This window comes from Brevundimonas sp. CURTG3B2_SDJG (genome assembly GCF_057364705.1).
The window spans coordinates 1-13,311 of sequence record NZ_JBNFOJ010000057.1; the positions used below are offsets into that span (position 1 = coordinate 1).

9 protein-coding genes and 4 pseudogenes are annotated in these 13,311 nt (G+C 68.7%); 7 read left to right on the plus strand and 6 right to left on the minus strand.

From position 1 onward, the window contains the following. Both AC2W7C_RS05725 and AC2W7C_RS05730 read right to left on the minus strand, forming a co-directional pair. Positions 1-1,434: methyl-accepting chemotaxis protein (locus tag AC2W7C_RS05725; RefSeq protein WP_486000578.1), on the minus strand; the 1,434-nt coding region annotated here is incomplete at its 3' end. A gap of 32 nt (positions 1,435-1,466) precedes the next feature. Next, the gene (locus AC2W7C_RS05730; protein WP_486000586.1) at positions 1,467-2,138 is read right to left on the minus strand and encodes a TorF family putative porin; all 672 of its coding nucleotides are present in this window, start codon (positions 2,136-2,138) and stop codon (positions 1,467-1,469) included. Positions 2,139-2,490: 352 nt separating this feature from the next. Here AC2W7C_RS05730 and AC2W7C_RS05735 point away from each other — a divergent pair, with 352 nt between their 5' ends. Together AC2W7C_RS05735 and AC2W7C_RS05740 are read left to right on the plus strand one after the other, a co-directional pair. After that, on the plus strand, positions 2,491-3,957 hold the full coding sequence (locus tag AC2W7C_RS05735) for an ATP-binding protein (RefSeq protein WP_486000579.1): 1,467 nt from the start codon (positions 2,491-2,493) through the stop codon (positions 3,955-3,957). Beyond that, entirely contained in the window at positions 3,954-4,571 is a 618-nt protein-coding gene (locus tag AC2W7C_RS05740) for a response regulator transcription factor (RefSeq protein WP_486000580.1), read from the plus strand. The genes AC2W7C_RS05735 and AC2W7C_RS05740 overlap by 4 nt, the downstream gene beginning before the upstream one ends. Positions 4,572-4,643: 72 nt before the next feature. On the opposite strand, the pseudogene nagA reads toward AC2W7C_RS05740, so the two are convergent. From nagA to AC2W7C_RS05755, 3 genes and pseudogenes are all read right to left on the minus strand, one after another. After that, positions 4,644-5,773, minus strand: a pseudogene (gene nagA / locus AC2W7C_RS05745) (N-acetylglucosamine-6-phosphate deacetylase). Further along, positions 5,773-6,783: an SIS domain-containing protein gene (locus tag AC2W7C_RS05750; protein ID WP_486000581.1), complete on the minus strand. Its 1,011-nt coding sequence runs from the start codon at positions 6,781-6,783 to the stop codon at positions 5,773-5,775. The pseudogene nagA and the gene AC2W7C_RS05750 overlap by 1 nt, the downstream one beginning before the upstream one ends. Positions 6,784-6,803: 20 nt before the next feature. Continuing rightward, complete coding sequence (locus AC2W7C_RS05755; protein ID WP_486000582.1) at positions 6,804-7,544, minus strand: GntR family transcriptional regulator; 741 nt, start codon at positions 7,542-7,544, stop codon at positions 6,804-6,806. Between the two features lie 250 nt (positions 7,545-7,794). On the opposite strand from AC2W7C_RS05755, the gene AC2W7C_RS05760 reads away from it, so the two are divergent. The 3 genes and pseudogenes from AC2W7C_RS05760 to AC2W7C_RS05770 all read left to right on the plus strand — a co-directional run bounded on the left by AC2W7C_RS05760 (position 7,795) and on the right by AC2W7C_RS05770 (position 12,356). Further along, the gene (locus AC2W7C_RS05760; RefSeq protein ID WP_486000583.1) at positions 7,795-9,087 is read left to right on the plus strand and encodes a TonB-dependent receptor; all 1,293 of its coding nucleotides are present in this window, start codon (positions 7,795-7,797) and stop codon (positions 9,085-9,087) included. Then, complete coding sequence (locus tag AC2W7C_RS05765; RefSeq protein WP_486000584.1) at positions 9,081-10,556, plus strand: TonB-dependent receptor; 1,476 nt, start codon at positions 9,081-9,083, stop codon at positions 10,554-10,556. Before AC2W7C_RS05760 ends, AC2W7C_RS05765 begins: the two co-directional genes overlap by 7 nt. Positions 10,557-10,677: 121 nt before the next feature. Further along, positions 10,678-12,356: pseudogene (locus tag AC2W7C_RS05770) on the plus strand (beta-N-acetylhexosaminidase). A 103-nt stretch (positions 12,357-12,459) separates the two neighbouring features. Here AC2W7C_RS05770 and AC2W7C_RS05775 read toward each other — a convergent pair. Then, complete coding sequence (locus AC2W7C_RS05775) at positions 12,460-12,735, minus strand: hypothetical protein (protein ID WP_486000585.1); 276 nt, start codon at positions 12,733-12,735, stop codon at positions 12,460-12,462. A gap of 50 nt (positions 12,736-12,785) precedes the next feature. Here AC2W7C_RS05775 and AC2W7C_RS05780 point away from each other — a divergent pair. Then, a pseudogene (locus tag AC2W7C_RS05780) lies at positions 12,786-12,905 on the plus strand (PTS glucose transporter subunit IIA); the annotation flags it as partial. A gap of 25 nt (positions 12,906-12,930) precedes the next feature. Next, a pseudogene (locus tag AC2W7C_RS05785) lies at positions 12,931-13,311 on the plus strand (PTS sugar transporter subunit IIA); the annotation flags it as partial.

The following is a 13,311-nucleotide window of genomic DNA, read 5'->3' on the forward strand; positions in this document are numbered from 1 at the left end:
CGACTGGAGCACCACCGCGAAGCCGCGGCCCGCCTCGCCGGCGCGGGCGGCCTCGACCCCGGCGTTCAGGGCCAGCAGGTTGGTCTGGAAGGCGATCTCGTCGATGACGCCGATGATCTGGCTGATCTGCCGGGCCGATTCCTCGATCGCGCTCATGGCCGAGACCGCGTCGCGCACGATTGGCGCCCGAGGTCTCGGCGTCGCCGCGCGCGCCTGGACCACGCCCGAGGCCTGGCGGGCGCCCGAAGCGGTCTTGTTCACTGTGGCGGTGATCTCGTCGAGCGCCGCGGCCGTCTCTTCCAGGCTCGCCGCCTGCTGCTCGGTTCGGCGCGACAGGTCGTCGGCGGCCTGGCTGATCTCGCCCGAGCCCGAGCGGATCGCCGCGACATTGGTCACCACCACCGAGACCGCCTGCTGCAGCTGGCCTACGGCCGAGTTGAAGTCCGCCTTCAGCTGTTCGGCCTTGGGTGCGACCTGGGCGGTCATGCGATAGGTCAGGTCGCCGTCGGCCATGGCCGACAGGCCGTCGGCCAGGGCGGTGATGGCGATGCGATCCTCCTCGGCCTCGCGGGCCTTGGCCGCCTCGTTGGCGGCGCGTTCCTGCTCCGTCTGGGCGCGGTGCGCTGCCGCGTCGGCCTCGATGCGGACCTTGTCGACGGCCGCGTCGCGGAAGGCGACCACCGCCACGCCCATGTTGCCGAACTCGTCCTTGCGCACGACGCAGGGCACTTCGAAGTTGGTGTCGCCGCCGCGCAGCCTGTCCATGTAGCCGATCATGTTGCGGATCGGTCCGGTCAGGGCGCGGGTCAGCACCAGGCCGACCAGGAAGGCGATCACGCACGCGGCCAGAACGCCGCCCGCCAAGGTCCAGCGAACGGCCGTCAGGGTGGCGTCGTACTGCGCGCGGACCCGGGTCAGTTCGGCTTCGTTGGCGGTCTTGACGGCCTCCATGGCGGTCTCGACCGGCTCCATGATCTTGTCGGCCGAGCCGTCGCGGCCGACCATCACGATGGCCCGTTCCCGGCTCTCGGGATTGCGGTAGAGGTCCCGGCCGCCGATCACGACATGCTCGAACCAGGCGTCCGAGGTGCGCGTGACCGCGTCCAGCGCGGACTGGATGTCGGGCGAGGCCGTCTGATGAATCTCGGCCAGCCGGGCCTTGAACGACGCCCGGTGCGCGGTGGCGCGCTCGATGTAGTACTCGTCCCCCGACAGCAGGAAGCCGCGGAAGCTGTTCTCCTGACGCGCCAGATAGAACTCCGCCGCCTGCACGTTGCGGGTCATGGCGTTGGCCTTGGACCGCTCCTGCTGGGCGCCGTCCAGCGCCATGATCTGCAGGAAGACGATCGCGCCCATGACCATGGTGGTCAGAAGGACGGCGGCGAAGGCCAGGAACAGTTTCCGGCCGACCGGCATGTTGTTCAGGAAGGTCACGGGCAGGTCCTCGGTAGGCGAAGCGTCGGGGTTCAGAAGGCGTAGGACAGGGCGCCGACCAGGCGGCCGTCGTAGGGTTCGCCCAGGTCGTGCTCGTCGGTGTCGAACCAGCGGACATCCAGGGCGACGGCGTTGGTCAGCTTGTGCTTCACGCCCAGGTTCCAGGCGGTGTAGTCCGCGCCGCCGTGCGCTCGGCGGGTGGCGACGGCCGCGGTCGCCTTGGTCGGCGCGGCCAGCTTCACCCCGCCCTGCAGCTCGACCCACCACGCCTCTTCGGTCCCGGCGAAGCCATCCGGCGTCCAGTTGACGCGGAAGCGCGCGCTGACCGGACCGACGTCGCGCGAGACGTCCGCCTGGTATTCCCAGTAGTTCGGATCGACGCCCGCGGCGGCGCCCGGCAGGTCACGGTTAAGGACCGAGAAATCGAAGGTGAAACCGGCGGCCTCGGGCGCCCAACCCACGGTGGTGATGATCTCCGCGTCCGAGCCCTGGGACAGCTTGGCGGTGGAGGCGAACACGCCGGCGTGGAAGTCGCCGAAGCCCGCTTCGATCTCGCCGGACACGGCGACCTCGCCGTCGCTCTTGCCCAGACCCTTGCCGACATATTCGCTGCCGATGGCGACCTGGCCCTCGAAATCCACGCTCTGCGCCCACGCCGGGCCGCTCGCGAACAGGCTGGCGGCGGCGAAGCCGGAAGACAGCACCAAGGCGCCGTTCTGGCGCCATGAATAGATAGCGAAGGACATTCTTACCCCTGGTTGTTGTTCTCAACATCGGGGTAACGGTAATATTCTTCGTAAATCAGCGCGTAGGTAGAAACGCGTACGGATACGTATGTCTACGTATTGAATAGACGATGTTCATTTTCGCCGAACAACTTCATAGAATTGTCAGCTGACGGAACGGGGCGGCCGCCTCGCCATGGGCGCCGCCGACTGTGGATAAGTATCTCTACGTACGTATTTCCCCTTAGTTCCAACCCTGTTATGCCGTTCAGGCCGGGTTGAGGGGCCCGGTCAGGAGAGGCGCAGCTCCCCTTCGGGATCGACGGAGACCGTGACAGTCAAGCGTTCCGCGGCGGAGATCGTGATCTCCCTGACGACGACACATAGCTATCAAGGATGGCGCGGCTATCTTCTGGCCGTCGTCTCCGTGATCGCCTGCTTCGCCTTGCGCAGCGCGCTCGAGGTCTTCGGCCAGTTCTACTATCTGCCGATGGTTCCGGCCGTGGTCGTCACGGCTATGCTGGCGCGCCGCACCCATACGGCCGTGGCCATTCTGCTGTCCGTCCTGGGCAACGTCCTTCTGGTGCCGCGCGAAGGCCTGGTGGACACCTTCGTCAACGCCGGCCTGTTCGTCGTCGAAGGCTGGCTGATCGGCGAGATCTGCTGGGCGCAGCGGCGCATGCACAGGCGGTCCATCGAGCTGGCGAAAAGCCTGACGGGCCGGAACGCCCTTCTGGACACCGTTCTAGCCACCGTGCCGGTGGTCATCCTGGGCAGGCGCGGCGACGTGCGGCGCCTCACCCCCGCGGCCTCAACCCTGCTGGGGGTCTCGAGCCGTGACGTCGCCGGACGGCCGTTCGGCGACCTGGTGGAAGGCTTCGACCTGCTTCAGCTTGACGGCCAGGCGTCGAGCGGTCCGCTCAAGCCCCCCTCGGGGCAATGGACCGCGCGTCGATCCGACGGGACTCCGCTTCTGCTCAACCTGCAGCTCGGCGTGACGCCCGAGGCGCCCGAAGGCGACTACGCCGCCGTCTGCCTGACCGATCTGACGGAGGCCGAGACGGCGATGGCCCGGGCCAGGGATCTGGACGTCCAGCTGAACCATGTCTGGCGCCTGAACTCGCTCGGCGAGATGGCGGCGACGCTGGCCCATGAGCTGAACCAGCCTCTCAGCGCCGCGGCCACCTACATGCACGCCAGCCAAAGGGACATCGAGAAGACGGGACTTCTAGGCCAGAGCGCAGGGCGGACGCTGGAGCTGGCCAAGGCGCAGGTGATCCGGGCGGGGAAGATCATCCGCAGGATGCGGGAGCTTCTCGCCGCGGATTCGAGATCGCTTGAGGAAGAGAAAGTTTCTTCCATGATTGAAGATCTTAGCCAAGCTTTCGCCCTGATCGGACGCGAGAAAGGGGTCGAAATCCGCACCGACATTCACAGCGCGGATGATATCGTGCGCTCGGAGCGCATCCAGTTCCAACAAGCCATGATCAATCTGGTCCGAAACGCCGTGGACGCGGTCTCCGATCGTCCCGATCCCGTGGTGCTGATCACCGGCCGCTCGATGGGCGACGCCGGCTATCATGTGACGGTCGAGGACAACGGTCCGGGCATCGCCGACGATCGGGTCGACGACATCTTCCAGCCGATGATGACGACCAAGTCGAGCGGGATGGGATTGGGCCTTCTGGTCACCCGCAAGATCGTCGAGAGCCACGGCGGCAGCTTGGTGGTCAGACAGAGCAACCTCGGCGGAGCCGCTTTCGCCGTTCAGCTTCCGAGGGAGGTCGAGGCCGCATGACGGAACACTCGGTTTTTGTCGTCGAGGATGACGCCGCCGTCAGGGATTCGCTCCTGCGACTTCTGCGCGGCGAAGGCATCCGGACGCGCGGCTTCGCCAACGGCGCCGAGTTCTTCGCCAATCTGCCGACCGATCCGAGCGCGTGCGTGATCACCGATATCCGCATGCCGGGCGTCGACGGCGCCGAGCTGGTGACGCGGCTGAAGGAGATGGGCGACCGCACCTGGCCTGTCATCGTCATCACCGGTCACGCCGACGTGCCGATGGCTGTGCAACTGATGAAGGCCGGCATCGTCGACTTCATCGAGAAGCCGTTCGAGCCGGTGCGGATCCTGGAGACCGTCCGCGGATGCCTGGACCAGCTCGCGGACCTGTCGGCGCAGCACGAGCAGGTCCAGCAGATCGACAGCCGCTTGGCCCGCCTGACGCCGCGCGAACGCCAGGTGTTCGACGCCGTCACCGAAGGGCTGTCCAACAAGGAGATCGCCCTTCAACTGAACATCAGCCCACGGACGGTCGAGATCTTCCGTTCGAAGGTGATGGAGAAGATGAAGGCCGACAGCCTGTCCGCCCTCGTCCGGATGGCCCTGACGGCCCGGCCGGGCGGCGGCTGACGCGTTCCTGAGGGCGCGAGCTCAGGCGAATCTGGCCGTGGCGAAAGCCTCGGATCGCGACGGCGGCTCCCGTCAGGACCGCCCGGCGATCCAGGTCCGGCGAACGGCGAGCTCCTGGTCCAGGGAGACGAGATCCGCCACATGGCCTGGCGATATCCGGCCCCTCCGATCCGCCTGTCCCAGGAAGGCCGCCGGCGCTCCGCTGGCCATGCCGATCGCCTGGCCCAGATCGACGCCCAACAGCCGCATCGCGTTGCGGACGGCCTGCGCCATGTCCAGGCCCGATCCGGCGAGGACCCCGCGGTCATCGCGGCAGACGCCGTCCTCGACCCCGATCCGGCGGCCTTGCAGGTAGAAATGATCGGCGTCCACGCCCACGCTCGGCATGGCGTCGGTGACCAGCATGAACCGGTCCAGCGGGCGGCAGCGCAGTCCCAGCCGCAGCACGACGGGATCCACATGGTGCCCGTCGACGATCAGGCCGCACCAGGCGGTCTGATCCTCCAGCGCGGCGCCTACGACGCCCGGCGCGCGGTTCAGCATCGGGGACATGGCGTTGAACAGGTGGGTCACCCCCGTGACGCCGACCTCAAGCGCCCGCCGCATGGTCGGATAGTCCGCGTCGGTATGGCCCGCCGCGACGATGGCGCCGGCCGCGACGAGGCGGCCGATGGTCTCCGGCGTCGTCGTCTCCGGGGCCAGGGTGATCAGCGTCCGCCCTCCCCTCAGCCGGGTCAGGCGTTCGATCATGGTCTCGTCCAGGACCCGGATCTTCGACGCGTCGTGAATCCCGTGGCGCCGCGGCTGAGGAAGGGCCCTTCGATATGGATGCCCAGGACGCCCGGCTGTCCCTGCGCGATCGCCGCCTCGACCGCGTCGATCCCGCGATCGACCACGTCCAGGTCGTCGCTGATCAGCGTCGGCAGGAAGCCGGTCGTGCCGAATCGTCTGTGCGCTGAGCCGATCGTCGCGATGCAGTCGGGCGAAGGATCGGCGTTGAACAGCGCGCCGCCGCCCCCGTTGACCTGAGTGTCGATGAAGCCCGGGACGAGAATGTCGCCGGCCAGGTCGATCTCCTCGTCCACGCCGCCCGCATCGGTCGCGCCCACGGCCACGATGACGCCGTCCCGGATGTCGACCGCCACGCCGTCCCGAAGACGCCCCTCGATCAGAACGCGGCCGTTGGCCAGGCGAGTTCGCATCATACGGTCTCCGTGACCTTCTTCAGGTACGGCGGCTGGTCGGGATCCAGGCCCCGCGCGACCGACAGTTCGGCCGCCAGGCGGTAGAAGCTCTGGATCAGAAGGATCGGCTCCAGGGCGGGGTGGCCCGAAACGGCCGGCAGCGGCAGCACGCCCTTCACGCCCGGCAGGCCCGCCGCCATCACCGAGGCTCCGCGCTCGGCGAAATCCCCGGCCAGCGCCGCGTTGTCCGGACGGGTGGCGTCCGCCTGGGCCAGCATGAAGACGGGGAAGCCGGATTGCACCAGGGCCATCGGACCGTGCCGGACCTCGGCGGTGCTGAAGGCCTCCGCGTGCAGCGCGCAGGTCTCCTTCAGCTTCAGCGCCGCCTCGCGCGCCACCGCATAGCCGGTCGCCCGCCCGACGACGTACAGGTTGGAGGCGCCTCGCAGCGTCGGCAGGGCCGCGGTCCAGTCCTGACGCCAGGCGTCGCTAAGCCGGTCCGGCAAGGCCTCCAGGCCCGCGCGCAGCTCCGCGTCGCCGGTCCACTCCGCGACCAGGTCGGCGATGGCGCTCAGGCTGGCGATGAAACTCTTGGTCGCCGCGACCGACCGCTCGGGGCCCGCCCTGAGCGGAAGGGTCAGGTCGGCGTTCCGGGCCAGGTCGGAGCCTTCCGCATTGACCAGGGCGATGACGAACGCCCCGCCGCGGCGCGCGGCGGCGGCGGCGGCGTTCAGGTCGGGGCTCTTGCCCGATTGCGAGATCGCCAGGCAGATCGCGCCGGGAACGCAAGGCGTGCCGCCGTAGACCGAGTTGACCGCCAGCGGGACGGGACTGGTCAGAACGTGGGTCTGCGCCTCGATCAGGTAGCGGGCGTAGACGCCGGCGTTGTCCGAGCTTCCGCGCCCGCAGATCAGCGCCGCCGTCGGCGGGTCCTTCCGCAGCCGGTCGGCGGCCCGGCGCACCAGGGCCCGGTTCTCGCGAAGCTGCGCGGCGACCACCGCCGGCGCCTCCGCGGCCTCGGCGAACATGCGCGTGTCCTCGAACCCCATCAGGCGGGACCGTCGTTCAGTTCCGCGACGAAGTCGTAGGCGTCCCCGCGATAGTAGGACTGCGTCACCTCGACCGCCTGGCCGTTATAGAAGGCGCGGCGTTCGATCAGCAGGCCGGCGGCGGGCGGGACCACGCCGATCAGCTCCGCCTGCTGGGGCGTGAACAGCACCGCGCGCAGACGCTGCAGGGCCCGGTTGGGACGGCAACCCGCCTCGGCCAGCGCGTCGTAGAGCGAATCCCCCACCGCCTCGAGCCCGGGCAGGCAGGCGGCCGGCACCGTGGAGTACTCCAACGCCATCGGCGCTTCGTCCGCATAGCGTATCCGGTGGAAGCGATAGACGGCGGCGCCGGGGCTGAGGCCCAGCGTCAGCGATTCCTCGGGCGTCACCGCCCCTTCGCTGCGGTTCAGCCACGAACTGCTGACCTTTCGGCCCCGCGCGGCCATGTCCTCCGAGAACGAGGTCAGCTTCGAGAAGCTCTTCTCGACCCGGGCCGCGACGAAGGTGCCCGCCCCCTGCCGACGCGTCAGAAGCCCTTCGGCCACCAGGCCGTCGAACGCCTTGCGGACCGTGATCCGCGACACCGCCAGCGCCTCGGCCAGGTCCCTCTCGGGCGGCAGGGCCTCATCGGGCCTCAGCGTCCTCCGGACGATCGCCTCCCGCACCGCCAGCTGCAGCTGCTGGTACAGCGGCGTCGGGCGATGGGGGTCCAACGACCCCACGACATCCACGAATGACACGACCGGCCCCCTCTCGCTCGTCGGCTTCACTCGCCCATCTGACCTCATCACGTGCTACCAATCAAGAACCATTTGGCGAAAAATGATAAGCCCAATTATTATTTTGGTCTTGCATAAGACGACATTTGGATGAAAGTCTCCCTTCATCGCCCCGTCGTGTGGGTTCTGACAGGCGATCCAGATTTCATATTGGTCTGCAAAAGGCCTTCAGGGCTTGCGGGGGCAAGTCCTATAGATGGGGAGAGCCGCTATGAGACTTCGTGATTGCCTGCTCGCCGGGTCCGCCAGCGCGGTCGCCCTGTTCGTCGCCGGCGCCGCCTTCGCCCAGGACGCCCCGAGCGCCCAGGATCCGTCCGAGTTGGACGAGGTGATCGTCACCGGCATCCGGGCGTCCCTTCAACAATCCCTGGAGACCAAGCGCGAGGCCGACGCCATCATCGACGTCGTCACCGCCGAGGACGTGGGCAAGTTCCCCAGCTCCAACGTGGCCGAAGCCATCACCATCATTCCGGGCGTCACCGTCGACCGCGCCTTCGGGCAGGGCGAGAAGGTCTCGATCCTGGGCACCGATCCCGCGCTGAACCGCACCCTGCTGAACGGCCAGACCGTCGCCTCGGCCGACTGGTTCATCCTCGACCAGCCGGGCCGCACCTTCAACTACGCCCTGCTCGCGCCGCAGATCGTCGGCCGCGTCGAGGTGTTCAAGTCGCCCGAGGCCCGCATCGACGAGGGCAGCATCGGCGGCACCGTGGACGTCATCACCCGCCGCCCCCTCGATCTGGGCCGCACCACCCTGTCGGGCGCGGCGACCTACTTGTACAACGACCGCTCCGAAGATGGGGACCTGCAGTTCTCGTTGCTGGGCGGCTGGCGCAACGAGGACCGCACCTTCGGGGTGCTGGTCTCCTACCAGCACGCGACCGACAACCTGCGTCGCGACGGGCTGGAGTCCTACGGCACCATCCCGGCCAGCTATTACGCCGGCGGCAACCCCGAGAACCCCGGCGGCAACTCCATCGCCAACGGCAACTGCGTCGGGACCTGCGCCTCGACCCTGCTGGCCAATCCCAACGCCCGCGGCATGAACTCGTTCGGCACCCATTTCTTCGAGCAGCAGCGCGAGCGCGACAGCTACACCGTCGCCCTGCAATGGCGGCCGGTGGAGCAGCTGGACCTGAATTTCGACTGGCTGCACGTCGAGGCCGACTACGACAACACCAACCAGTCGCTGTTCGCCTTCCAGGGCAACACCTGGAACAGCCTGGGCGCCCTGACCGACATCGAGATCGAGGACGGCGTCATTCGCAGCGCCTCGTTCAACAACGCGCTCAGCGTGCTGGATGTGCAGTACCGCGAAGCCTCGATGACGATCGACAGCTACCACCTCGACGGCAAATGGACGGCCGAGACCTGGGACCTGTCGGCCGACATCGGCTACAGCAAGGCCGACGGCGGCACCCAGCGCCAGCTGTTCGGCGAGTTCCTGAACTGGGCCGACTACACCGTCGACTTCACCGCGCGCCGGGGTCGCCGGGCGTGCTGACCTACACCGACCCGGCCAACAGCGACGTGCTCGGCAACGCCTCGAAATTCTCGTTCGACGGCGGCTGGGGCGCGGGCGATCCCTCGGTCGGCCCGGCGGGGTACAACGCCGGCTGGGGCGGCAACATCGTCTCCAAGCCGACCTCCGACGAGGAGACCTACGGCCAGGTCGACCTGGGCTTCATCCGGGAAGGTTTCTTCGACCGCCTGCAGTTCGGCTACAAATACCGCAAGCACGAGACCGATCAGCGGATGTCGGGCGTCACCGTCCAGATTTACGGTGATCCGGACAGCGCGGCCCTGTTCAATCCCAGCCAGGTGCCGGGCAACTATCTGGACGGCTTCGGCGGCGTGAACGCCCAGATGACGAGCCGCTTCCGCATCGATGGCGGCGCCCTGGCCGACTACATCCAGAGCGGCGGCTACCTGCGGCCCTGGCAGCCCGCCCCGACGCCGACCGTCTTCGGCAACGCCGAGTTCACGGCCCAGAACTGGAACGTCCAGGAGACGATTCACGCCCTGTACGGCCAGGCGAATTTCGAGAACGAGTTCATGCGCGGCAACATCGGCCTGCGCTACGTCCGCACGGAATCGGACAGCGGCGGCTACGTCTGCGTGAACCAGACGGCGACGGGCTGCGGCGTCACGGCGGCGGACTGGGCCTGGGAGGTCCGCTCCAAGGAATACGACGATTTCCTGCCGACCCTGAACGTCGCCTTCAACGTCGCCGAGGACGTGATCGTCCGCCTGGCGGCCGCCAAGGTGATCGCCCGGCCGAACTACGCCGACATGTCCAACTACTTCTGGCTCTCCGACCAGATCCTGACCGGCGGCGGGGGCAACCCGGACCTCGATCCCTATGAATCGACCAACCTGAACCTGGCCGCCGAGTGGTATTTCGCGCCCAACGCCATCCTGTCGGGCGAGATCTTCCTGAAGGACATCTCGAACTACATCCTGCAGCAGACCGCGCCTGAACAGCACTTCAACCAGGCCCAGAACGCCGTCACCACCTATCAGATCAGCCGCCCGACCAACGCCGGCTCGGCCGAACTGAAGGGCCTCTCGCTGGCCTACCAGCAGACCTACGGCTACGGGTTCGGCCTCCTGGCCAACTACACCCTGGTCGACGGCGAGGCCGACAATGGCCAGGACCTGCCGTTCAACTCCAAGCACCAGGTCAACATCAGCCCCTTCTACGAGAACGGCCCGTTCTCGGTGCGGGCCACCTACACCTGGCGCTCGCGGTACTTCACGGGCCTGGACCGGGGCGACGCCATGTATGTGCGCGACGTCGACACCTTGGACGCCACGGCGGGCTACGCCATCACCGACAACGTCAGCCTGACGATCTCGGGGCAGAACCTGCTGGACAGCGAGTACTACGCCTACGCCAACACGGTGAACCTGCCGCGCGGCGTCTACCGCACCGGCCGCAAGCTGATGGCCACCCTCGCCGTCGAGTTCTGATGGCCGGGACGGTCCAGGACCGTCCCGCAGAGGCGCATTGCCATGGCCGCGCCGCCTCCCGCAGGATGCGGCCATGGCATCGCTCTCTCCGCCCTTTTTCGTCCGTAACAGGAGAGAGCGCATGACCCCGCTCGTCCGCTCGGCCGCGGCTGTCCTCGCGGCGTCCCTTCTGGGCGCGGCCGCCCCTGCCCAGGATCCCGCCCAGGACCCGACGAGCGTCATTCCCGCGCCCGCGAACGTCACGGCCCGATCGTCGGCCGCCTTCGTCCTGGATGGCGCGACGACGATCTCCGTGCCCGCCGACGACGCCGAGGCGCGGCGTGCGGCCCAGTATTTCGCCGACCTGATGCGCCGGACCCGCGGCCTGGATCTTCAGGTGCGCGTCGCAGCCGAGCAGCCGCGGAGCGTGATCTTCCGGCGCGGCGCGGCGGAAAAGGACGGCTACGTCCTGGACGTGGCCGGCGACCGGGCGAGGATCACCGCCGCCGACTTCGGCGGTCTTCTGTACGGCGGGGTCAGCCTGTGGCAGCTCGCCACCGCGAACACCGAGCCCGGACCGATCCGGATTCCGGCGGCCACCATCCAGGACGCGCCCCGCTTCGGCTGGCGCGGCGTGATGCTGGACTCGGCCCGCCACTATCAGTCGCCCGAGTTCATCAAGACCTTCATCGACTGGATGGTCGTCCACAAGCTGAACGTCTTCCACTGGCACCTGACCGACGACCAGAGCTGGCGGCTGGAGATCAGGCGCTATCCCCGCCTCACCGAGGTGGGCGCCTGGCGCGTGCCGGCGGGCGCCGCGGCGGCCGCGGACATCGATCCCGCGACCGGGCGGCCGCGCCTGCACGGCGGCTTCTACACCCAGGACCAGGTCCGCGAGATCGTCGCCTACGCCCAGGCCCGCAACATCGTCGTCGTTCCCGAGATCGACGTCCCGGGCCACGCCAGCGCGCGATCGCCGCCTATCCCGAGCTCGCCGTCGCCGATGCGCCGGGCTCAGCCATGCCCGCGGTCCCGGCCGACTGGGGGGTCTATCCCAACCTGTTCAACACCGAGGACAGCACCCTGGCCTTCCTCGAGAACGTGCTCGACGAGGTGGTCGCGCTGTTCCCCGGCGAGTACGTCCACCTGGGCGGCGACGAAGCGGTCAAGGACCAATGGAAGGCCTCGCCGCGGACCCAGGCGCGCATGCGCGAGGTCGGCGCCGCCACCGAGAACGAGATGCAGAGCTGGTTCATCGGCCGGCTGGAGCGTCACCTGAACGCCCACGGCCGGCGCATGATCGGCTGGGACGAGATCCTCGAAGGCGGCTTGGCGCCCAACGCGACGGTGATGTCCTGGCGCGGCGTGGCTGGCGCGATCGAGGCCGCGCGTCTCGGGCACGACACGGTGATGTCGCCCGCCCCGACCCTGTATCTCGACAACCGGCAGAGCGCCGCCGACGGCTCGCCCGGCCGCGGCGAGGTGGTCGGTCTGGAGCGGATCTACGCCTTCGATCCGACGCCCGCCGAGATGACGCCGGAGCAGTCCGGCCATGTCCTGGGCCTGCAGGCCAATCTGTTCACCGAGCACATGCGCGACGAGGGCCGCGTCGAATACATGGCCTTCCCCCGCCTGGCCGCCGTGGCCGAGATCGCCTGGAGCGATCACGATCGGCTGGACTGGAACAGCTTCCAGGCCCGGTTGCGGCCCCAGCTGGCCCGCTATCGCGCCCTGGGGATCGACTACGCCGAAAGCGCGCTCGACGCGGGCCGGGCGCCCTGCCCGCCGACGGCCAGCGCCGGTACGATCATCAACTGAAGCTGTGCAGCGCGGGCCTGGTCCTCTCCCTGATCGACGACGCCCCGCTTGAGGGCGAGCGGCCGTCGCTGATGATGGACATCATGAACCCCTGCTGGACCTATCAGCAGGCCGACCTGACCCGCGGCGCGACCCTGCGCGTGGCCGTCGGCCAGGTTCCCTTCAACTTCCAGATCGGCGCGACCGCGAGAAGATCAGACTGGCCCGCCCCCGCACGCCCGACGGCGAGCTGGAGGTCTTCGTCGGGGCCTGCGAAGGCGAGCCCGCGCTGGTCGTTCCGCTGGCCGCGGCCGCCGGCAGCCCTGAGCTCACCGTCCTCTCCGGCGATCTGCCCGACCGCGCGGGCCGGCACGACCTGTGCCTGCGCTTCGCCCAGCACGGCCTGGACCCGATGTGGGGCCTGGACTGGGTTCAGCTCGAGGCCCGGCCGTGACCGATCTGATCGTCCACGCGCCCTTCGGCGGCTGGCTGCTCGACCTGGGCGAGGTTCCCGACGAGGCGTTCGCCGGCGGCATGGTGGGCCCGGGCGTCGCCATCGACCCGACCGAAGCCGACGTCCGCGCGCCCCTTCGACGGCGTGGTGGCCGGCCTCCCGTCCAGCCGCCACGCGATCACCCTGAGGTCGGCCGAGGGTGTCGAGGTTCTCATCCATGTCGGCCTGGACACGGTCGCGCTCGCCGGCGAGGGCTTCACCGCCCACGTCGCCGAAGGCGACGCGGTGCGCACGGGCGACCTGCTGCTGTCGCTCGACCTTGAGCGGATCGCCGAGGGCGCGCGCAGCCTGATCTCCCCCGTCGTGACGGTCGCCGGCGCAACCGAGGCGCGGCCTCTGCGGCCAGGCCGGGTGGTCAGATCGGGAGAGCCCATCCTTGAGGTCGTTTCCGGCCGGACCGCGACCGTCGCCGATACGGGACCCGCGCTCGAACGGGCGGTGCACGCTTCCCTGCCCCTGGGT

Excerpts from the sequence above, each read along its gene's own strand:
- AC2W7C_RS05750 (WP_486000581.1), bottom strand. The coding sequence starts at position 6,783 with ATGTTCGCCGAGGCCGCGGAGGCGCCGGCGGTGGTCGCCGCGCAGCTT.
- AC2W7C_RS05760 (WP_486000583.1), top strand. The coding sequence starts at position 7,795 with ATGAGACTTCGTGATTGCCTGCTCGCCGGGTCCGCCAGCGCGGTCGCC.
- AC2W7C_RS05740 (WP_486000580.1), top strand. The coding sequence starts at position 3,954 with ATGACGGAACACTCGGTTTTTGTCGTCGAGGATGACGCCGCCGTCAGG.